This window comes from Caballeronia sp. LZ024 (assembly GCF_031451455.1).
Lineage (GTDB): Bacteria > Pseudomonadota > Gammaproteobacteria > Burkholderiales > Burkholderiaceae > Caballeronia > Caballeronia telluris.
Window position 1 is genome coordinate 3327305 of the sequence record NZ_JARUXL010000001.1, and the last position, 19868, is coordinate 3347172.

A 19868-nucleotide genomic window follows, 5' to 3' on the forward strand; every position below is an offset into this window, starting at 1 on the left:
CGGTTCAGATCTCGCGCCAGATAGGCCCGCGCTCATAAACGGGTTCGAGCAGCGTCCAGTCGTCGTCGCCGAGTGGATTGCCGTCGGGAAACGGCGGCGCCGCGCCCGCACCGATAGAGGCGAGTACCGCGCGATCCGTGTAATAGGCGCGCAGCGCATGCGTGACGAACGCCGAGAAGGCGCGCACGTCGGCGAGTTTGCAGGCGTTGATCGCGGCCAGGCGCGCGGTCGCGTCGAGCGCCTCGAACGGCGCGCCGTTGCGCTCTACCGCGACTCGGGCAAGCACGTCGAGGAAAGCGTCGGACTGCGCCGTTGCGCGATGACGAAGCAGATAGCCCTCGAAGTCCAGCCGGGAAGCCGGCGGCAGACCGAGTGCTGCATCGCCGGGCAGCATGGTGTCGAGTACGAGATCGATCATGGCGTGACAAGTGAAACGGGTTGGGACTGGCAAGACGCCGCCTTCGCAGGCGAACGCGACGGCGCATCGGCGAGCGAATCGAGATGGCGCGCCAGCCAGTCGGTCGCCATGAGCGTGATCGCCTGCGCGGTCGCAACCGGGTTGACGCCGCCAGACGTGACGAACACGCTGCTGTCGACGATGAACAGATTCTTCACCGCATGGGCCTGACCATAGCGGTTCACGACCGAGGTCGCCGGGTCGTCGCCCATTCGCGCGGTGCCCATCAAATGCCAGCCGGTATGGCGTACCGGTGCGAACGATGAAATCACCTTCGCGCCCGCCGCGGCGAACACCTGCTTGCTCATGTCGATGGCGTGCGTCAGCATGCGCTTCGTGTTCTCGCCGAGCCGGTAATGCACCTTCACGCCTGGCATGCCGCTCGAGTCGAGATGGTCGTAGTCGAGCTCGATACGGTTGTCGGCGTCCGGCAGATCCTCGGCGATCGCGGCGATGCCCACGGTGTGGTTGTAGAGCTTTGCAAAGCGGGCGTGATGGCCTGGACCGAGCGGCACCTGCCGCATGAAGTGTCCGGACACCGCGGATTCCGCTGGCGGCGCGCCGCGCAGCACCTGCATGGTGTAGCCCCGCGTGAAGTCGCGCTCGCGGGACGTTTCATAGAACTGCTGGCTCAGAATGCACGCGCCGTGCGGGCCGACACTCGAGCGCAGGTCTTCCTCGAACACGCCTTCGGTGTAGGCAAGCGGATGCAGCATGAGATTGCGTCCGACCAGGCCGTTGTCGTTCAAGAGTCCGTCCGGAAACGCGCTCGACTTCGAATTCAGCAGAAGGCGCGGCGTGCCGATTCCGCTTGCCGCGAGCACGACCACGCGTGCATCGATGCGTTGTTCGCGGTTCTGCGCGTCGAGATATTCGACGCCGTTCGCGAGTCCGCGCGCATCGAGCGTAATTTCGCGCACGCGACAATGCATCCGCACCTCGACGCCCTGCGCGAGCGCGGCGGGCCAGTACGTGACATCGACACTTGCCTTCGCACCCTGTGCGCAGCCGGTGTTGCACGGGCCCAGGTTGATACACGCCGCGCGGCTGCCATGACGATGCGTATTGATCGCCGCATACGAAGGCCACCAGTGCCAGCCGAGCTGGTTGAATGCCGCACCCATCGCGCGGCCGGCGCCCCCGAGCGGCACGGGCGGCAGCAGCGTCTCATACTCGGGATTGGCCGGGTCGCCGACGAGTCCCGCTACGCCCATCATGCGTTCGTTTTCGGTGAAGAACGGCTGCAACGCGGCGTAGTCGAGCGGCCAGTCGTCCCCGACGCCGTCGAGACTGCGCGTGCGGAAGTCGGACGGATGAAAGCGTGGAAAATGCGCCGAATACAGGATCGTGCTGCCGCCGAAGCCGTTGTAGTTGGCGATGGCGATCGGCGACGCGGAGTCGTCGATCGGATAGTCGGCTGCATTGTTGCGTGTCGCGGGATTCGAACTGTACGCGCCCGCGCGCGCGAGTTCCCAGTCCGTGCGGGTCGACGGGTATTCGGCCGGCCGCGTCGGTCCGCCTTGCTCGAGACAGACGATGCGCAGCCGGCGTTCGCGCGACAGCCGCCAGGCTGCGGCTGCGCCGCTCGCACCCGAGCCGATGATCACGATGTCCGCGAAGTCGCTCATGGTCAGGCCGGCTTCTTCGGGGTGAACTGTTCGAGGATCTCGGGAATCGCGATCAGCATGTCCGCCTCGCAGGCGATCTCTCCGTCCACGCGCGCGACGCCGCGTCCCTTGCAGATGCCGCGCCGCCACGACAGCACTTCCGTTTCGATCTCGAACTTCTTGCCCGGCAGCACTTCCTTTCGATAGCGCACCGTGTGTTGCAGCGCGTGCGTCACCTTGCCCTTGAGGCCTGGCAGCGTCGTGATGGCGACGGTCAGCATCTGCGCGAGCGCTTCGAGTTGCAGCGCGCCGGGCATGTTCGGGCCGTTGGGAAAGTGCACGGGGAAGTACCACTCGTTCATCGTCAGGTTCTTGTAGCCGCGCGCGGATTTGCCGGGCACGACTTCATCGACGTGATCGATCATCAGGTAGGGATAACGGTTCGGCTGATACGCCTGCAATTCCATGCAGTTCAGGCTGAAGCCGTGCGGCGGGGTGTCGTGAGCGGTGTCCATCTGTTCCTCGAAGATTGATGCGGGCTTAACGCACGTCGATGACGCGCGACAGGCTGGCGACGAGGTCGTAGCCATCCCAGACGATGTTCATGTCGAGCGCGCGGCCGACTGGAACGACGCGATCCACGCCGCGCAGCCGTTGAGCCGTGACGAATTCGCGCAGTTGCGCCGGCTCCATGCCGAAATAGGTGAGCGTCTGATAGCGCTCGTTGACGATCGGCGCGAGTGGGTCGAGGGTATCGAGCGTCACCTCGTGGATCGTACCGAAGTAGCCGCGACAGGTATCCTGATCGGCGGCGAGTCCGGTGAGCGCAACGCGATACAGCACGTTGTCGTGGCACGCCACGGAAGCGACGCGCGGGTTGCCGAGCGCGTGCCGGCACGCGTCGACGAACTTGTCCATCACCTGCACGGGGCGCATCGCATAGCGCGCGCGGGCGTGCCCGGCGAGCGCGGGCCAAAGACGTGCCTGCGCCGCGGCGGCGTCGTCGGCCGCGCCGATCCACGCGATCAGTTGCGGTGACGAGCACGCCGCCTGATCCATCAGGTACAGGTCGTTGTAGAGTCGCGCGCACAGGTCCAGCAGGCCGCCATGATCGAGTTCGAGCACGGCGCGCGGGTCGATCGCGCAAAGCGAATAGCGGTCCGAGAACGCGACTTCGCGCGAGCGCGGGCGGCCCGGCAGGCTGCGCATGTGCGCGACCGTCGCGTCGCCGCCCCAGACGATGCGGGCATCCGCCTGCGCCATCCAGAACCCGGTGATCGCGTCGTCGTGATCGTAGCGCACGAGCAGCATGGCGCTGGCGAGCGGCGCATGCCGTTCTCGCGCAAGGCACGCCGAGATCGTCTCGATGAGCAGCTGCGCGGTTTCCGTCTCTTTCGACGGCAGGCGCAACACACAAGTGTTCCCCGCGAGCAGACCAAACGCCAGCGAGAAGGCGAAATTCACCGGCACGTTCGACGGGCAGACATGGAACGAAAGTCCGAGGCCGAGGCGCACCGCGCCGTCGAAACCGCGATCGGCGTTGCGGCGGGTCGCGGCGAGTTGCGCCAGATTCGCGCGGCGGCACCAGTAAGCGAAGCTGACGACATCGGCCAGCGTGCGGGCGCGCGGATGCGTCAGCAGCGCGCGCGAGAGATCCGCGAGGAAGTCCATGCGGGGCGCATCGAAGACCGGCGTCGGGGCGCACGAGACGGACTGCGCGTCGCCGGCGAGTACCGTCATGCGGCTTCGGATGTCAGCGGGAATAGGTATCACTGCAACCTCGTGTCTCGGCGTGCTGAATGCGTCCATGGACCGCAAAGTACGTGCCTTTGCGTCCGCACGGACAGTCGTCGATACCGACGATCTGGCCTTCGTCCTCGCTCAGGAGCGAATGGCCTGGATAGCTGTGCGGCAGCGCCGACACGAGCTGGATCAGGCCACGCTCGCCGCGTTGCAGCGGGCGAAAGTCGAGCGGGTCGCGGACCCGAATATCGGACCATGCCGACGCGTGCAGATGACCATGCTCGCATTCGACGAAGATCGATCCGGTCTGCTCGACCATGCCGTAGTAGCTGTGTACGCGCGCCATGTTCGTGATCGCGCCGACCCGGCGGCGGAACTCGGCGCTATCCACGGCCTGCGACTGCAATTGCTTCCAGCCGCCGCCGTGCACCAGCACGCCGCGTTCGAGCGGAAGGGTCTCGCCCGCGTCTTCGAGCGCGCGCACGAAATGCATCCAGACGACGAACGTGAAGCCGAAGACGAGGATGTCTTCGCCGGCGTGCTTGTCGAGCCATGCGCGCACGCGTTCGAGGTTCAGCGACATGTCGTCGTCGAGCGCGAATTCGACGTCGCGGCCGAACATCGAAAAGCCCTGAATGCCGGCGGTGCGCGCGGAAAAACGGTAGCGGTTCGCGACGGTGGCGCGGCAGTCGATCACGAGCATCGGCAGGCGCTTCGGACCGATCAGATCGCCGACGATGCGCGAGAGCACCTTCACCTGCAGCATCGACGTGTGCCGGTCGAGAAAGATCTGCGATACGTTCTGTCCGCTCGTGCCGGAAGACGTCATCGTCTTCACGACCGCTTCGTGCGGCACGCTCAACAGTGGCTCGTGCTTGAAGAGACGCACGGGCAGAAACGGCAGGGCGTCGAGCGCGTCGCAAGCGGGCTCGGTCTGCGCGGTCCGCACGGCAGCGAGCTTGTCGAGGATCGCGCGATACGGCGGGCACGCTTCATAATGCAGCGCGGTGAGGCGGCGCAATTCGGCACCCAGCATCGCGTCCTTGTCCGACTGACGCAGGCCGTAGACGGGCCACTGCAGGACGTCGCTCAGGACAGACTTGTCAAACATGCGTAATCTACCTTTCCGGCCGGCAGGCGCGGCAGCGCCGCGAGCGGATTGACGACGATTGCCGACGCGTGCACGCCGATACGCTGCGCCAGGTCGGCACGCAGCGACTGCGCCCACGCGGCGGAAGTCGCGGCCTCGGACAGGGCATGCGCGGCTGGCGCCACGGCGTGAATCACGAGGCGCTCGTCCGTGCCGTTCGCGGCGCATTCCACGCCGAGTTCGGACGCGAGCTGCTCGACGGCATCCAGCGAGAGGCGAATGCCGAACACCTTCAGAAAGCGGTGCAGCCGCCCTTCGATGAAGAACGCGCCGTCCGCGTCGAAGCGCGCCAGGTCGCCTGTGCGCAGCGTTCCCTGATTGACGTCAGGCAAAGCGAGATCGGCGGCGCATTCGGCATAGCCCATCGACACGTTCGCGCCCGCATAAACGAGCTCGCCCGTCTCGCCGGCCGTTTCGATCAGGCTGCCGTCGTCGCGTTCGAGCCAGAGGCGGCCGCCCGGAATCGCGCGGCCGATGCTGGCGGGCTTGATCGCCGCCTCGGCGGGCGCGAGGTACGCGATGCGCGCCGTGGCTTCCGTCTGGCCGTACATCGGAAAGAAACGGATGCCGCGCGTCTCGCAGATTTGCGCGACGTCGCGCAGCTTCTCCGGACGCATGCGTCCGCCGGCCTGAGTCAGCGTGCGCACCGACGGCATGTCGATACGCGCGAGCCGCAGGCGCAACAGCATGTCGTAGCTGTACGGCACCCCGGCGAGGCTCGTCGCGCCATGTGCGTTGAGCGTGCGCCAGAACGCGGCGTCCATCAGCGAGCGATGGGTCAGTACGACCGACGCGCCTGCGCGCAGATGACTGTTGAGGACCGAGAGGCCGTATGAATAGTTGAGCGGCAGCGACGTAATCGCGCGCTCGTCGGGCGTCAGTTCGAGATACTCGACGATCGACGTCGCGTTCGCGATCAGATTCGTTGCGGTGAGCCGCACGAGTTTGGGCGAGCCGGTTGAACCCGAGGTGGCAAGCAGCAGTGCGAGGTCGGGATGCAGCGCGGGGCTCATGCCTTCGGCCGCCGCCTGCGTGCCGTACAGGCCGTAACCGTCCATCTCGCGCACGAGGGCCGCGCCTGGAGGCGCCCACGCGGCGTCGCGCGCAATGAATACCTGCGCCGGACGGTAAGCGTCATACAGTGCGCCGAGCGCGCTTGCATGAATCGAACGGCCGAGCAGCAAGGGCACGGCGCCGCGTTCGAGCGCGGCGAGATAGCACAGCACAGTCGGCAGATCGTTGTCGCCGACGATGAAAACGAGCTGGTGCGCAGGCAGATCCGCTGCCCACTGTCCGATGGCAGCTTGCAGAGCCTCGTAGGTGAGCACGCGACCATCCTCGGCAATCAAGGCGGTGCGTTGCGGATATTGCCGGCTGACCAGGGACACGTTCATACCTCGACGCCGTACTTCTTCAGCTTTTCGATGCCGATCGTGTACGAACCGAACTCGATGATGTCTTCGGTTTCCATCATGATGTCGAACGCGTCCTCGAGGGCCGCGATCATGCCCATGTGGCCGACCGAATCCCAATCGGGCACGCACTGGTAGACGAACTCCGCGTTGAGCGCGTCGTGAGGGACCGAGAAGCAGTCCATGAATACCTTGTCGTAAGTTTCCCTGTTCGTCATGTTCGTTACCGGTTTCACTTGAAGACCTTGCGGTCGGTGTTGGGGCGCGCAACGCGCGCGGGATTGCCGAGAGCGATCACGTTGTCGGGAATGTCGCCGTAGACGACGGATCCCATGCCGATGATCGAGTTGGAGCCGATGCGCACGCCTTCCTTCACGAGTGCGCCCATGCCGATGTAGCTTGCCTGGCCGACCACGCACGAGCCGCCGAGATTGACCATCGAGGAGACGACCGAATAGTCGCCGATCTCGACGTCGTGTCCGACGATGGACGTCGTGTTGATGCTCGTGTGTGCGCCGAGTCGCGCGTCGCTTGAAATCGAGCAGAACGGCGTGATGACGACGCCTTCGCCGAGTCGCGCGCTGTCCGCGACGATCGTGCTCAGGTCCACGACGATGCCCGAATGCGCACCCGCGTCGCGGAGCTTGTTCGCCAGGGCTTCGCGGCCCGCCGGTTCGCCGACCGCGATCACGAACTCGGCGGAGTCGAATTGCGCGCGCAGGGATTCGTCGTCGAAGCGCAGCACTGGGGCGCCATGCCTCGTGGGCGTCTCCCAGATGTCGTCGACGAACGCGATCTCCGACCACCGTCCGGTGACCGCGTTCTGGCGGCGGGCGACGTCCATGACCTCTTTGCCGAAGCCGCCTGCGCCGTAGATGAAGAGTTTGCGTGTCACGTGAGTTGTTTGCCATGCGTGGCGCGCAGTCCGCGATTTGCCGCTGTGCGCGCGATTGTTCCGTGACGAGAGTATCGCCGTGGCGTCGGAAATTCGAAGGACTGAAGAGGTGCCGAAAAAGGTGCTTATTCGGCTTTTACCGGCGGGGAGTGTTGCGTGGGGGCGATGGCCTCGTCGGCGACGCGTGGATTAAAGGTCGCGCGCGCGAGAATCTTGGTGCCTTTTGGTGCGCCCGGCTGGGATCGAACCAGCAACCCCTGCCTTCGGAGGGCAGTACTCTATCCATTGAGCTACGGGCGCTTCGGAGCGAAGGCGCTGGACGATTCAGCGTAAAGAAGCCTGAAAGCAGCGCCGATGCGAGTCCGAGAGGATACCCGTTTTCCGCCGATCCGTCCATCCGGCGGGCTTCAGCAGCAGTTCGCGGCCCGTCGCGGCGCCTTCGCGCGATGCGGGTAAACGCCCGCCAGCGCCATCCGGCGGCGCGCGCCGCCAGTTAAGCGTTCCGTCTATAATCGTCCGTGCTGTACGGAAGTTGCCGTTGCTGTCACGCTGTCGCTGAACGGACTCACACTAAAAACGGGAGACGAGACAAGCATGAGTGAAGCACCCCACGGAGCCCCGATCAAAACACCCGGCCAGCTTATCGCAGCGGTCATCGCCGGGTTCGCCGTCCCCATCGTCATCATCATTCTGCTCGCCGTGTACGTGAACAACACGACGCGCACCGGCGCGGGCACCGACCTGTTCTCCGATGCCTCCGTCGCCTCGCGCATCGCGCCGGTCGCGCAAGTCGACATCCGCGACGCCAACGCGCCGCGCGTCTTCAAGACGGGCGAACAGGTCTACAAGGCCGTCTGTTCGACGTGTCACGCAGCCGGAACCGCAGGCGCGCCGAAGTTCGGCGATGCCGGCAACTGGGCGCCCCGCATCGCCGAGGGTTACGACACGCTCCTGCACAACGCCCTGAACGGCAAGGGCGCGATGCCCGCACGCGGCGGCACGAGCCCCGACGACTACAGTGACTTCGAGATCGGACGCGCGGTCGTCTACATGGGGAACAACAGCGGCGGCAAGCTCGAGGAGCCGGCTCAACCGGCATCGGGCGCGGCCGCGGCTGCAGCAGCGCCCGCGAGCGGTGCCGCGCCCGCTGCGGCGGCATCGGGTGCGCAGGAGAATTCGCAGGCTGCGGCGGCGGTCGCCGCGCTGGCTTCGGTGCCGCAGGCCGCTCCCGCGCCGGCGGCGGGCGCGCAAAGCGCGGATGCATCGCAGGCCGGCAAGGCGCTTTACACGCAGGTCTGTCAGGCGTGCCATGCGGCTGGCGTGCTGAACGCGCCCAAATTCGGCGACAAGGCGGCGTGGGCCGAGCGCCTGAAGGAACCGATGGACACCGTCTACAACTACGCGCTGCACGGCAAGGGCGCGATGCCGCCGAAGGGCGGATCGAACGCGTCGGATGCCGATGTGAAAGCCGCCGTCGACTATATGGTGAGCGCGGCGAAGTAGACGGCGCGCCGCGCACCCACAAAAAACCCTGCGCGGTCAGCTTAGACCGGCAGGGTTTTGTGCTTTAAGGCCGGCGTCAGGACTTCTGCAACATCGCCTTGAGCATCGCCATGCGGTCCTTCGGCGTCATCGGCGCTTCGTCTTCGGTCGGCGGCGGCGCGTCGTCGAGCAGCATTTCGGGGATGAACCGCGACGGCTCGCACACCACCGTCTCCCGGGCGCGCTTTCTCTTCTTGCACCAGTTCAGATGCAGACTGCGCTGCGCCCGCGTGATCGCGACGTACATCAGCCGCCGCTCTTCCTCGATACGCCCCTCGTCGACCGGACCGTCGTCCGAGCCGGCGCCGCCACGATGCGGCATGATCCCTTCCTCGACGCCCACCAAGAACACGTGCGGATATTCGAGCCCTTTCGACGCGTGCACCGTCGAGAGCCGCACCGCGTCGGGGTCTTCGTCCTTGCCTTCGAGCATCGACATCAGCGCGACCGTCTGGATCAGGCCGAGCAGGTTCTTGCCTTCGTCACCGAAACCGTCGGCGTTGTCGTAGCTCGTCTGCTCCGCGTCGCCCGACGGCTCCGGCTTCGTACCCTTTCGCTTGAGCCACTCGCAGAACTCCAGCACGTTCTGCCACTTCGACTGCGCCTGCCGCTCGTCGTGCGCATCGTACAGATACGCCTCGTAGTGGATCGCTTCCATCATGTCGTCGAGGACGGTCGTCGCCGGATCGCGGGCGGCGCGGTCGGCGAGGCGCTGCATCCATTCGCAGAACGTGCGCAGCGGCTCGACCTGCCGCGCGGAAAGCCGCGCCTCGATGCCGCCCATGAACACCGCCTCGAACAGCGACACCTTCGCCGCGCCCGCAAACGACCCGAGCGCTTCGAGCGTCGTGTTGCCGACCCCGCGCCGCGGCGTCGTGATCGCGCGGATGAACGCGGGATCGTCGTCGGGATTCGCGATCAGACGCAGGTACGCGATGATGTCCTTGATCTCGGCCTTGTCGAAGAACGACTGTCCGCCCGAGAGCACGTAGGGAATCCGCTCGCGGCGCAACACCTGTTCGAAGATGCGCGCCTGAAAATTGCCGCGATACAAAATGGCGTAGTCGCGAAACGCCGCGCGCCGCTCGAACTTGTGCGCCGACAGGCGAAACACGACCGATTCCGCCTCGTGCTCTTCGTCGTTGCAGCCGGTGACGGTGATCGTGTCGCCCATGCCGTGCTCGGACCAGAGCTTCTTCTCGAAGAGCTTCGGATTGTTCGCGATGACGTTGTTCGCCGCCGTGAGAATGCGCACCGTCGAGCGATAGTTCTGCTCCAGCTTGACCACATGCAGCTTCGGGAAATCCTTGCCCAGTTGCGCGAGGTTTTCGAGCGTCGCGCCGCGCCAGCCGTAGATCGCCTGATCGTCGTCGCCGACGGCCGTGAATGCCGCGCGCGGGCCGGCCAGGAGCTTCAGCAATTCATACTGGCAGGTGTTCGTGTCCTGATATTCGTCGATCAGCAGATAGCGCAGGCGGTTCTGCCACTTGTCGCGCACCTGCTCGTTTTCCGCGAAAAGCTGCGCGGGACGCAGGATCAGATCGTCGAAATCGAGCGCCTGGTACGCGTGCAGCGTCGCCGCGTAGCTGCGGTAGACGATCGCCGCCTGATGCTCGTCCTCGTTCGCGGCCAGCACGGAGGCTTGATCCGGCGACACCATCGCGTTCTTCCAGAGCGAGATGATCGACTGGATCTTGCGGATCAGGCCCTTGTCGGTCGTGCCGAGTTGCTCCTGCACCATGCCGAAGCAGTCGTCGGCGTCCATGATCGAAAACTGCGGCTTCAGTCCGACGTGCGCCGCTTCCTGACGCATGATCTGCACGCCGAGCGAGTGAAAGGTGCAGATCGTCAACTGGTTGACGGGCACCTTGCGGCCTTCCTTGCCGGGCGTCGTGAGCGTCTTGCCTTCGAGCAGCTTCGCCGTGCGCTCGCGCATTTCGAGCGCGGCCTTGTTCGTGAAGGTGAGCGCGGCGATATGCTTCGGCTCGAAACCGCGACGCTCGATCAAATGGGCGATCTTTTGCGTGATCACGCGCGTCTTGCCGCTGCCGGCGCCGGCGAGCACGAGACAGGGACCATCGAGATAACGCACCGCTTCGCTTTGCGCGGCGTTCAGACCTGCGGACATCGTGTGTGGACTTTGAGAGGCGTTGGGCGGAAGGCTCTCGACACCGCCGGATGGACAGCGAAACCGGGCGCCGTCGAGACGCACGCAATTTCGAGAGACGCGATGTTAACACGGCGATCGACGTCTTCGATCTGGCCCTGTGCGCCGCCATCGACCGGTCAAATATGCCGTCCGGCATGGCATGGCGTGCCACAATATCGCGACACCCACGCACGAGGATGCCCGCATGAGTTCCCTACTGAAAGTCGGCGTGATGGGCTACGGCCTGGCCGGCGCGACGTTCCACGCGCCCGTCATCGAGCACTGCGGGCGCGCGAGCGTCGCCGCGATCGCGACGAGCCAGTCCGAGCGCGCGCAGGCCGATTATCCGAAGGCGGCGATCGTCGCTGATTTCGACGCGCTCGTCGCCATCGACGAAATCGAATGCATCGTGATCGCGACGCCCAACGACACGCACTTCGACCTCGCGCGCCGGGCGCTGGAAGCGGGCAAGCACGTGGTCGTCGACAAGCCAGTGACGCTGTCCGCCGCCGCCGCACGCACGCTCGCCGATCTCGCGGCCGCGCGCGGCCTGCTGTTCGCGCCCTTTCACAACCGGCGCTGGGACGGCGATTTCATCACGTTGCGCGCGCTGATCGAAAGCGGGCGGCTCGGACGCGTGACGCATTTCGAATCGCATTTCGACCGTTTCCGCCCGAAAGTGCCGCAGCGATGGCGCGAGGAAACGTCGCGCGGAGGCGGTCTGCTGTTCGATCTCGGGCCGCATCTGATCGATCAGGCGCTCACGCTGTTCGGCGCGCCGCAGACCGTTTTCGCGACGGTCCGGCAGCACCGCGACCACGCGCACGCGCCAGATTACGTGCATCTGCTGCTCGGCTACGGCGACAAGGAAGTCGTCCTGCACGCTACCGCGCTCGCGGCGCTCGAACCGCCGCGGTTTTCCGTCCACGGAACGCGCGGCAGTTATGTGAAGAACGGGCTCGACACGCAGGAAGATCAGCTGAAAGCGGGCCTGCGTCCGGGCGACGCCGAATTCGCAAAAAATCCGCCCGGCCTCCTGCGCGAAGTCGACGGCGATCACGATCTGCGCCAGGAATTCGCCACGCGCGACGGCGCCTACGCCGACTACTATCGCGCGCTGGCAGCGTCGATCCAGGACAAGAAGCCGTTCCCGGTTTCGGCGCAGGACGCGGTCGACGTGATGACGATCATCGAACTCGCGATGGAAAGCGACGCCGAAGGGCGGCGCGTGGCATTCAGGCGGCTGTGAAGCCCGGGCGGCGTGCCACTCGGCGGTTTCCTAATCTGTTTGACAAGCCTAATACGGTCGCGTAAATTCGCCGCACGCGTCGGGAGAGCGCGTGGCCGCAGGTTTTGCGCGCCGCGCCGCCGAAGGGGCACACCCGCAAACTCTCAGGCAAAAGGACCGGCCGCGTCGAGGAAATCGTTCGTTCAGAACCGTTTCTTCGCACTCTGGAGAGCGGCACGGCCGGGATGGAAACAATCGGCTGGTGCCCACCGAAGGGGCGCGCGATGGGCCGCATACCGGGTCCGCGCAATCTCTCAGGTACCGAGGACAGAGGGGTCATGCTTCGATCCGCCACGCGGTTTGGGCTTTGCATGCTGCATTTGCGATCACGCAAAGACGCAGCCTGAAAAGCCGAAACCGCCGGTGAAGTCGAAGCATGGCCTTTTTTGTTTTTGCGACCCGAGGCCCCGATGACCGAACTTCAACACACGCCCCTCCACGCCGCTCACCTCGCGCTCAACGCGCGCATGGTCGACTTCGGCGGCTGGGACATGCCCGTCAACTACGGCTCGCAGATCGACGAACACAAGGCCGTGCGCACCGACGCCGGCATGTTCGACGTGTCGCACATGCGCGTCGTCGATTTCACCGGCGGCCCGGTGCGCGACTTCTTCAAGCTCGCGATCGCCAATAACGTCGACAAGCTCACCACGCCCGGAAAGGCGCTCTACTCCTGCCTGCTCAACAGCAAAGGCGGCGTGATCGACGACCTGATCGTCTACTTTTTCGCCGAAGACCATTTTCGCGTCGTCGTGAACGCGAGCACCGCCGAGAAGGACATTGCGTGGTTCGGCCAGCTGAACGCCGAAGGCGAATTCGGCCTGACGATCACGCCGCGCCGCGATCTGGCGATCGTCGCCGTGCAGGGTCCGAACGCGCGCGAAAAAGTCTGGCAAGTGGTGCCGGAGACGCGCGCCGCGACCGAATCGATCAAGCCGTTCAACGCCGTGACGTTCCCCTCGACGCCCTTCGGCGAACTGATGCTCGCCCGCACCGGCTACACCGGCGAGGACGGCTTCGAGATCCTCGTGCTGGACGCGCACGTCGAAGCGCTTTGGGACGCACTGAAGGCGCAGGGCGTGAAGCCCGCAGGCCTCGGCGCACGCGACACGCTGCGGCTCGAAGCCGGCATGAACCTCTACGGCCAGGACATGGACGAAAACGTCTCGCCGCTCGACGCGGGCCTCGCGTGGACCGTCGACATGAAATCGTCGCGCGATTTCATCGGGCGCACGGCGCTCGAAGCGGACGGCCAGAAGTCGAATTTCGTCGGACTGATTCTGCACAAGGAAAACGGCCGCGCCGGTGGCGTGCTTCGTGCTCACCAGAAAGTCGTCACGCCGGCGGGCGAGGGCGAGATCACGAGCGGCACGTTTTCCCCGTCGATGCAGGAATCGATCGCGTTCGCCCGGGTGCCGGCGAGCGTGAATCCGGGCGACGTCGTGCAGGTCGTGATCCGCGACAAGCAACTTCCCGCTAGCGTGGTAAAACTGCCCTTCGTGCGCAACGGCAAGGTGCTCGCGAGCCTCTGACGAGGCCGCGCCGCACGGCGCAGCGCATGTCCGAACCCTACTCTCAAGAACCACGCACAGGAGCATCCAATGAGCATCCCGGCCGAACTGAAATACACCGAATCGCACGAATGGGTCCGCACCGAAGCTGACGGCACGCTCGCCATCGGCATCACCGATCACGCGCAGGAAGCGCTCGGCGACATCGTGTTCGTCGAACTGCCGGCGGCGGGCAAGACCGTGACGGCGGGCGACGCGATCGCGGTCATCGAATCGGTGAAGGCGGCGTCCGACATCTACGCGCCGGTCTCGGGCGAAATCGTCGCGGCCAACGACGCGCTGACGAGCGGCCCCGACCAGATCAACGGCGCGCCGTATGAAAGCTGGCTCTTCAAGATCAAGCCGGCCGCTGACGCAAGCCTCGACAAGCTGCTCGACGCCGCCGGCTACGGCCAGTCGATCGGCGAATAATCTCTTAATCGACGGTGCGGTTTTCGCGGACGCAAGCCGCCGGAAACCGCACCCGCAGGAATTCACATGAAGCTCGACACTCCGGATCGCCTGATGAACCGCTCATCCCTGTCCCTCGCCGCGCTCGAATGCCACGATGCATTCGCCGAGCGGCACATCGGTCCCGATTCCGCCGACCAGCGCGCGATGCTCGACGCGCTCGGCTTCGCCTCGCGCGCGGCGTTCATCGACGCGGTGATCCCGGAGTCGATCCGCCGTCAGGAAACCTTGCCGCTCGGCGCCGCGTTGGGTCCCTTCGCGCAGCCGAAGAGCGAGGCTGAAGCGCTCGCGTCGCTCAGGAAGCTCGCGGATCAGAATCTGGTGTTCCGGACGTACATCGGTCAGGGCTATTACGGCACGCACACGCCGGCTGTGATCCTGCGCAACGTGCTGGAAAATCCGGCCTGGTACACGGCGTACACGCCGTATCAGCCGGAGATTTCGCAAGGGCGCCTGGAGGCGCTCCTGAACTTCCAGCAGATGGTGATCGATTTGACCGGCCTCGCGATCTCGAACGCGTCGCTGCTCGACGAAGCCACCGCCGCCGCCGAAGCGATGACGCTTTTGCAACGCGTCGGCAAGCCGAAGTCGAACGTGTTTTACGTCGCCGACGACGTATTGCCGCAGACGATCGAAGTCGTGCGGACACGCGCGAAGCCGATCGGCGTGGACGTGAAGGTCGGGCCGGCCGAGGACGCTGCTTCGGCGAATGCGTTCGGCGTGCTGCTGCAATACCCGGGCGCGAACGGTGACGTGCGCGACTACCGCGCGCTCACCGAAGCGATTCACGCGGCGGGCGGTTACGTGGTCGCCGCCGCCGATCTGCTCGCGCTCACGCTGCTGACGCCGCCGGGCGAATGGGGCGCGGATGTCGCGGTCGGCAATACGCAGCGGTTCGGCGTGCCGGTCGGCTTCGGCGGTCCGCACGCGGCGTACATGGCCGTGCGCGACGAATTCAAACGCCAGATGCCGGGGCGGCTGGTGGGCGTGACCGTCGACGCGCAGGGCAAGCACGCGCTGCGTCTCGCACTGCAAACGCGCGAACAGCACATCCGCCGCGAGAAGGCGACGTCGAATGTGTGTACCGCGCAGGCGTTGCTCGCGATCATGGCGAGCATGTACGCGGTCTATCACGGCCCGCACGGTCTGAAGACGATCGCGCTGCGCGTGAACCGCGTCGCGTCGATCTTCGCGGCGGGCGTCCAGAAGCTCGGCTACGCGCTCGCAAACGAAACGTTCTTCGACACGGTGACCATCCAGAGCGGCGCGAACACCACGGCGCTGCATCAGGCTGCTTCCGCCGCGCACATCAACCTGCGTCATGTGGATGCGCAGCATGTGGGCGTGTCGCTCGACGAAACCACCACCCGCGACGACCTGACGAAGCTCTTCGCGCTCTTCGCGGAAGTCGCGGGCAAGACGGAAACCTTCGACATCGACGCGCTCGATGGCGCGCTCAAGGAATCGCTGCCCGCCCATCTGCATCGCACGAGCGAATTCCTCACGCACCCGGTCTTCAACCGTCACCATTCCGAGCACGAAATGCTGCGCTATCTGCGCAGTCTCGCCGACAAGGACCTCGCGCTCGACCGCACGATGATCCCGCTCGGCTCGTGCACGATGAAGCTCAACGCGACCTCGGAAATGCTGCCGGTCACGTGGCCCGAATTCGCGCAGATCCATCCGTTCGCGCCGGCCGAGCAGACCGTCGGCTATCGCACGATGATCGATCAGCTCGAACAGATGCTCGTCGCGTGCACGGGTTATGCGGCCGTGTCGCTGCAGCCGAACGCCGGCTCGCAAGGCGAGTACGCGGGGCTGCTCATCATCCATGCGTACCACGAGTCGCGCGGCGAAGGGCATCGCAATGTCTGCCTGATTCCGGCTTCCGCGCACGGCACCAATCCGGCGTCCGCGCAGATGGCGGGCATGCAGGTTGTCGTGGTCGCGTGCGATGCGAACGGCAACGTCGATATCGACGACCTCAAGGCGAAAGCCGAGAAGCATTCGGCGAATCTCGCGGCGATCATGATTACGTATCCGTCGACGCACGGCGTGTTCGAGCGCAACGTCCGCGAAATCTGCGAGATCGTGCACGCGCACGGCGGCCAGGTGTACGTCGACGGCGCCAACATGAACGCGATGGTCGGCCTGACCGCACCCGGCCAGTTCGGCGGCGACGTGTCGCACCTGAACCTGCACAAGACCTTCTGCATTCCGCACGGCGGCGGCGGACCGGGCGTCGGCCCCGTCGCGGTCGGCGCGCATCTTGCGAAGTTCCTGCCGAACCAGCACTCGACCGGCTATCAGCGCGACGAAAGCGGTATCGGCGCGGTGTCGTCGGCGCCTTACGGCTCGGCCGCAATCCTGCCGATCTCGTGGATGTATATCGCGATGATGGGCGCGAAGGGCCTCACCGCCGCGACCGAAAGCGCGATTCTCGCGGCGAACTACGTGGCGAATCGTCTCGCGCCGCACTATCCGGTGCTTTACAGCGGACCGGGCGGACTGGTTGCGCACGAATGCATTCTCGACGTGCGGCCGATCAAGGAATCGAGCGGCATTTCGGTGGAAGACGTCGCCAAGCGCCTGATCGATTTCGGCTTCCACGCGCCGACGATGAGCTTCCCGGTGCCGGGCACGCTGATGGTCGAACCGACGGAATCGGAGTCGAAGGAAGAACTCGACCGCTTCATCGACGCGATGATCCGGATTCGCGAGGAGATTCGCGCGGTGGAGGAAGAGCGCGCCGATCGCGAGGACAATCCGCTGAAGCACGCGCCGCACACGGCGGCCGTCGTGACCGCCGACGACTGGACGCACACGTACACGCGCGAGCAGGCGGCGTATCCGCTGAAGTCGCTCGTCGCGCGCAAGTACTGGCCGCCGGTCGGCCGCGCGGATAACGCCTATGGCGACCGCAACCTGATGTGCTCGTGCGTGCCGGTGTCGGAATACGACGACTGACGTGGACATCGCCAGACCGCCCGGAAGCTTCGGGCGGTTTTTGCTTCAGCCGCCCAATCCCGGCTAACATCTCACCCCGAACCAAAGCCAATCAAGGGAGTTCGCATGGCGCTGAAGGTGCGAGTGGGGAACGAGGCGGGCCGTCGATGGCACATGCAGACAGCGCTCGCCGCGATTGCGCTGACGGCCGCGGTCGCGACGCAGGGCGCGCACGCCGCGATGAATTTCTGCGCCGCGCCCGCGATGCAGTCGAGCGAGCGCACCAATGCCGATCCCGGCGTGCGGGCGCTGGTGAAGATGGTGCAGTCGCACGTCAACGACCAGCCGAAGGCGCGCGCGAAGCTGCACACCGAAGGCACGCTGCCGCACGAGGGCATCTACGACGAGAGCGTCGAAGCGGAGAAGGACCTCGGCCTCATGCGCGACGCCGCGCTCGCCTGGCGCGCGACCGGCGACGAGCGCTATCTGCGGCTCGTCGAGCGCTTCCTGCTCGCGTGGGTCACGACTTACCAGCCGAGCTTCAATCCGATCGACGAAACGAACTTCGAGTCGCTGATCCTCGCCTATGATTTGACTGCGAGCGCGCTGCCGGTCAAGACGCGCAATGCGGCGAACGCGTTCATCTCCAAGATGGTGACGGGTTATGTCGAGGACATCGACAAGCAGAAACGGCCGCTCGAAGGCACGTATCGCAACAACTGGCAGAGTCATCGCGTGAAGCTGATCTCGATGGGCGCGTTCACCATCGACGATCGCAAGATGATCAACGCGGCGCAGCGTCTTTTCGTCGAGCATATCGGCGACAACATTGCGCCGGACGGCTCGACCGTCGATTTCGCCGAGCGCGACGCGCTGCGCTATGTCACCTACGATCTTCAGCCGCTCGTGACGGCGGCGCTCGCGGCGCGGCGTCATAACCGCAACTGGATCGCGGACCGCGCGCCTTCCGGCGCGACGCTCGCCGCCGCGCTCAACTGGCTCACGCCGTATGCGCTCGGCACGAAGACGCACGAAGAGTTCGTTCATTCGTCCGTGCCGTTCGACGCCAAACGGCGCGAAGCGGGTCTGCCGGGCTATTCGGGCCAGTGGGACCCGAAGAATGCGGCGGAACTGTTTCATCTCGCGGCGCGTCTCGACGGCCGCTATGCACCGGTGGCGCTGCGGCTCGCCGCGACGCCGCCCGCCTGGCTCGCGGTCTGTCTGCCGCTGCCGGCGCGCTAATCACTCCGGAATCAACCAGGAACCTTCATGGCAGTCAGCGTTTTCGATCTCTTCAAAATCGGCATCGGTCCGTCGAGTTCGCATACGGTCGGGCCGATGCGCGCGGCGTTGATGTTCGTGCAAGGGCTCGAACGCGACGGATTGCTCGACGCGGTCGCGTCGGTCAAATGCGACCTGTATGGGTCGCTCGGCGCGACGGGCAAGGGTCACGGCACGGATCGTGGCGTCATGCTCGGCTTGATGGGCGACGCGCCGGATACAGTCGACGCCCAGACGATCACGCCGCGACTCGAATCCGTGCGCGCATCGAAGAAGCTCGCGCTGCTCGGCACGCACGAAATTCCGTTCGTGCAGAAGGAGCACATCGGGTTTTATCGGCAGGCGCTCGCCGAACATCCGAACGGCATGAAGCTGCACGCATTCGATGCGGGCGGCGCGCTGCTTCGCGAGGCGACTTATCTGTCGGTGGGCGGCGGCTTCGTCGTGACGGCGGGCGCGGCGAACACGGCGGTGCTGACCGCGCACGAGCAGTTGCCGTATCCGTTTCACACGGGCGACGAGTTGCTCGCGATGTGCGTCGAGTCGGGCAAGTCGATTGCGCAGCTCATGTGGGAGAACGAGCGCATCTGGCGCAGCGCCGAGGACATCCGCGCGGGCCTGTTGCGCATCTGGGACGTGATGCAGGCGTGCGTTGCGCGCGGATGCGGCATCGGCAACCCGGAAGCCGACGGCAACCTGCCCGGGCCGTTTCAGGTGAAACGCCGGGCGCCGCAGTTGTATCGCGCGCTGGCTGGCAAGCCGGAACAGGCGTTGCGCGATCCGCTCTCGATGATCGACTGGATCAATCTCTACGCGATCGCGGTGAACGAGGAAAACGCGGTCGGCGGGCGCGTCGTGACCGCGCCGACCAATGGCGCCGCCGGCATCATCCCGGCCGTGCTGCATTACTACGACCGCTTCATGCCGGGATCGAACGAGCAGGGCGTGATCGACTTTCTGCTGACGGCGGCGGCCATCGGCATCCTGTACAAGATGAACGCGTCGATCTCGGGCGCCGAAGTCGGCTGTCAGGGCGAAGTGGGCGTCGCGTGTTCGATGGCCGCGGGCGCGCTCGCCGCCGTGATGGGCGGCACGCCGACGCAAGTCGAGAACGCCGCCGAGATCGGCATGGAACACAACCTCGGGCTGACCTGCGATCCGGTCGGCGGAATGGTGCAGATTCCGTGTATCGAACGCAATGCGATGGGGTCGGTGAAGGCCGTCAACGCCGCGCGCATGGCGATGCGCGGCGACGGTTCGCACTATGTGTCGCTCGATTCGGTCATCAAGACCATGCGCGAAACCGGCGCCGACATGAAAACCAAGTACAAGGAAACGTCGCGCGGCGGGCTGGCGGTGAATATCGTGGAGTGTTGA

General features: G+C 65.5%; 16 protein-coding genes, 1 tRNA gene and 2 riboswitches. Of the genes, 7 read left to right on the forward strand and 10 right to left on the reverse strand.

The window, feature by feature from the left end; genetic code table 11:
• Positions 1 to 4: 4 nt before the first annotated feature.
• The 9 genes from QCE48_RS15060 to QCE48_RS15100 all read right to left on the reverse strand — a co-directional run bounded on the left by QCE48_RS15060 (position 5) and on the right by QCE48_RS15100 (position 7564).
• A complete protein-coding gene (locus tag QCE48_RS15060; RefSeq protein WP_309786906.1) occupies positions 5 to 418 on the reverse strand; it encodes a hypothetical protein in 414 nt (137 codons plus the stop codon).
• Positions 415 to 2085, reverse strand: a complete 1671-nt coding sequence (locus tag QCE48_RS15065; RefSeq protein ID WP_309786905.1) for a GMC family oxidoreductase — start codon at positions 2083 to 2085, stop codon at positions 415 to 417. The genes QCE48_RS15060 and QCE48_RS15065 overlap by 4 nt, the downstream gene beginning before the upstream one ends.
• A 2-nt stretch (positions 2086 to 2087) precedes the next feature.
• On the reverse strand, positions 2088 to 2579 hold the full coding sequence (fabZ, locus tag QCE48_RS15070; protein ID WP_309786904.1) for a 3-hydroxyacyl-ACP dehydratase FabZ: 492 nt from the start codon (positions 2577 to 2579) through the stop codon (positions 2088 to 2090).
• Between the two features lie 25 nt (positions 2580 to 2604).
• Positions 2605 to 3804, reverse strand: a complete 1200-nt coding sequence (locus QCE48_RS15075; protein ID WP_309786903.1) for an acyl-CoA reductase — start codon at positions 3802 to 3804, stop codon at positions 2605 to 2607.
• Positions 3805 to 3817: 13 nt separating this feature from the next.
• The gene (locus QCE48_RS15080) at positions 3818 to 4918 is read right to left on the reverse strand and encodes an acyl-protein synthetase (RefSeq protein ID WP_309786902.1); all 1101 of its coding nucleotides are present in this window, start codon (positions 4916 to 4918) and stop codon (positions 3818 to 3820) included.
• Positions 4897 to 6351 carry an AMP-binding protein gene (locus QCE48_RS15085; protein ID WP_309786901.1) on the reverse strand — a complete coding sequence of 485 codons (1455 nt, stop codon included), beginning with the start codon at positions 6349 to 6351 and terminating at the stop codon, positions 4897 to 4899. Before QCE48_RS15085 ends, QCE48_RS15080 begins: the two co-directional genes overlap by 22 nt.
• The gene (locus QCE48_RS15090) at positions 6348 to 6587 is read right to left on the reverse strand and encodes an acyl carrier protein (protein WP_116561273.1); all 240 of its coding nucleotides are present in this window, start codon (positions 6585 to 6587) and stop codon (positions 6348 to 6350) included. Before QCE48_RS15090 ends, QCE48_RS15085 begins: the two co-directional genes overlap by 4 nt.
• Positions 6588 to 6601: 14 nt before the next feature.
• Positions 6602 to 7264, reverse strand: a complete 663-nt coding sequence (locus QCE48_RS15095; RefSeq protein ID WP_309786900.1) for an acetyltransferase — start codon at positions 7262 to 7264, stop codon at positions 6602 to 6604.
• A 224-nt stretch (positions 7265 to 7488) separates the two neighbouring features.
• Positions 7489 to 7564: transfer RNA gene (locus tag QCE48_RS15100), tRNA-Arg, on the reverse strand.
• Positions 7565 to 7858: 294 nt separating this feature from the next.
• Between QCE48_RS15100 and QCE48_RS15105 the strand changes: the two genes are divergently transcribed.
• Positions 7859 to 8767, forward strand: a complete 909-nt coding sequence (locus QCE48_RS15105) for a c-type cytochrome (protein WP_309786899.1) — start codon at positions 7859 to 7861, stop codon at positions 8765 to 8767.
• Between the two features lie 76 nt (positions 8768 to 8843).
• Here the strand turns inward: QCE48_RS15105 and QCE48_RS15110 are convergent, their stop codons facing one another.
• On the reverse strand, positions 8844 to 10934 hold the full coding sequence (locus QCE48_RS15110) for a UvrD-helicase domain-containing protein (protein ID WP_309786898.1): 2091 nt from the start codon (positions 10932 to 10934) through the stop codon (positions 8844 to 8846).
• 226 nt (positions 10935 to 11160) lie between these two features.
• Between QCE48_RS15110 and QCE48_RS15115 the strand changes: the two genes are divergently transcribed.
• From QCE48_RS15115 to QCE48_RS15140, 6 genes are all read left to right on the forward strand, one after another.
• A complete protein-coding gene (locus tag QCE48_RS15115; protein ID WP_309786897.1) occupies positions 11161 to 12204 on the forward strand; it encodes an oxidoreductase in 1044 nt (347 codons plus the stop codon).
• Between the two features lie 70 nt (positions 12205 to 12274).
• A riboswitch (glycine riboswitch) is annotated at positions 12275 to 12374 on the forward strand.
• 23 nt (positions 12375 to 12397) lie between these two features.
• Positions 12398 to 12524: riboswitch (glycine riboswitch) on the forward strand.
• A gap of 129 nt (positions 12525 to 12653) precedes the next feature.
• A complete protein-coding gene (gene gcvT, locus QCE48_RS15120) occupies positions 12654 to 13775 on the forward strand; it encodes a glycine cleavage system aminomethyltransferase GcvT (protein ID WP_309786895.1) in 1122 nt (373 codons plus the stop codon).
• 69 nt (positions 13776 to 13844) lie between these two features.
• A complete protein-coding gene (gene gcvH, locus QCE48_RS15125; protein ID WP_116560807.1) occupies positions 13845 to 14225 on the forward strand; it encodes a glycine cleavage system protein GcvH in 381 nt (126 codons plus the stop codon).
• Positions 14226 to 14291: 66 nt separating this feature from the next.
• Entirely contained in the window at positions 14292 to 17231 is a 2940-nt protein-coding gene (gene gcvP, locus QCE48_RS15130; protein WP_309786894.1) for an aminomethyl-transferring glycine dehydrogenase, read from the forward strand.
• Between the two features lie 105 nt (positions 17232 to 17336).
• Positions 17337 to 18452 (forward strand): alginate lyase family protein, encoded by a 1116-nt coding sequence (locus QCE48_RS15135; protein WP_404983052.1) that lies wholly within the window; start codon positions 17337 to 17339, stop codon positions 18450 to 18452.
• Between the two features lie 27 nt (positions 18453 to 18479).
• Entirely contained in the window at positions 18480 to 19868 is a 1389-nt protein-coding gene (locus QCE48_RS15140; protein ID WP_309786892.1) for an L-serine ammonia-lyase, read from the forward strand.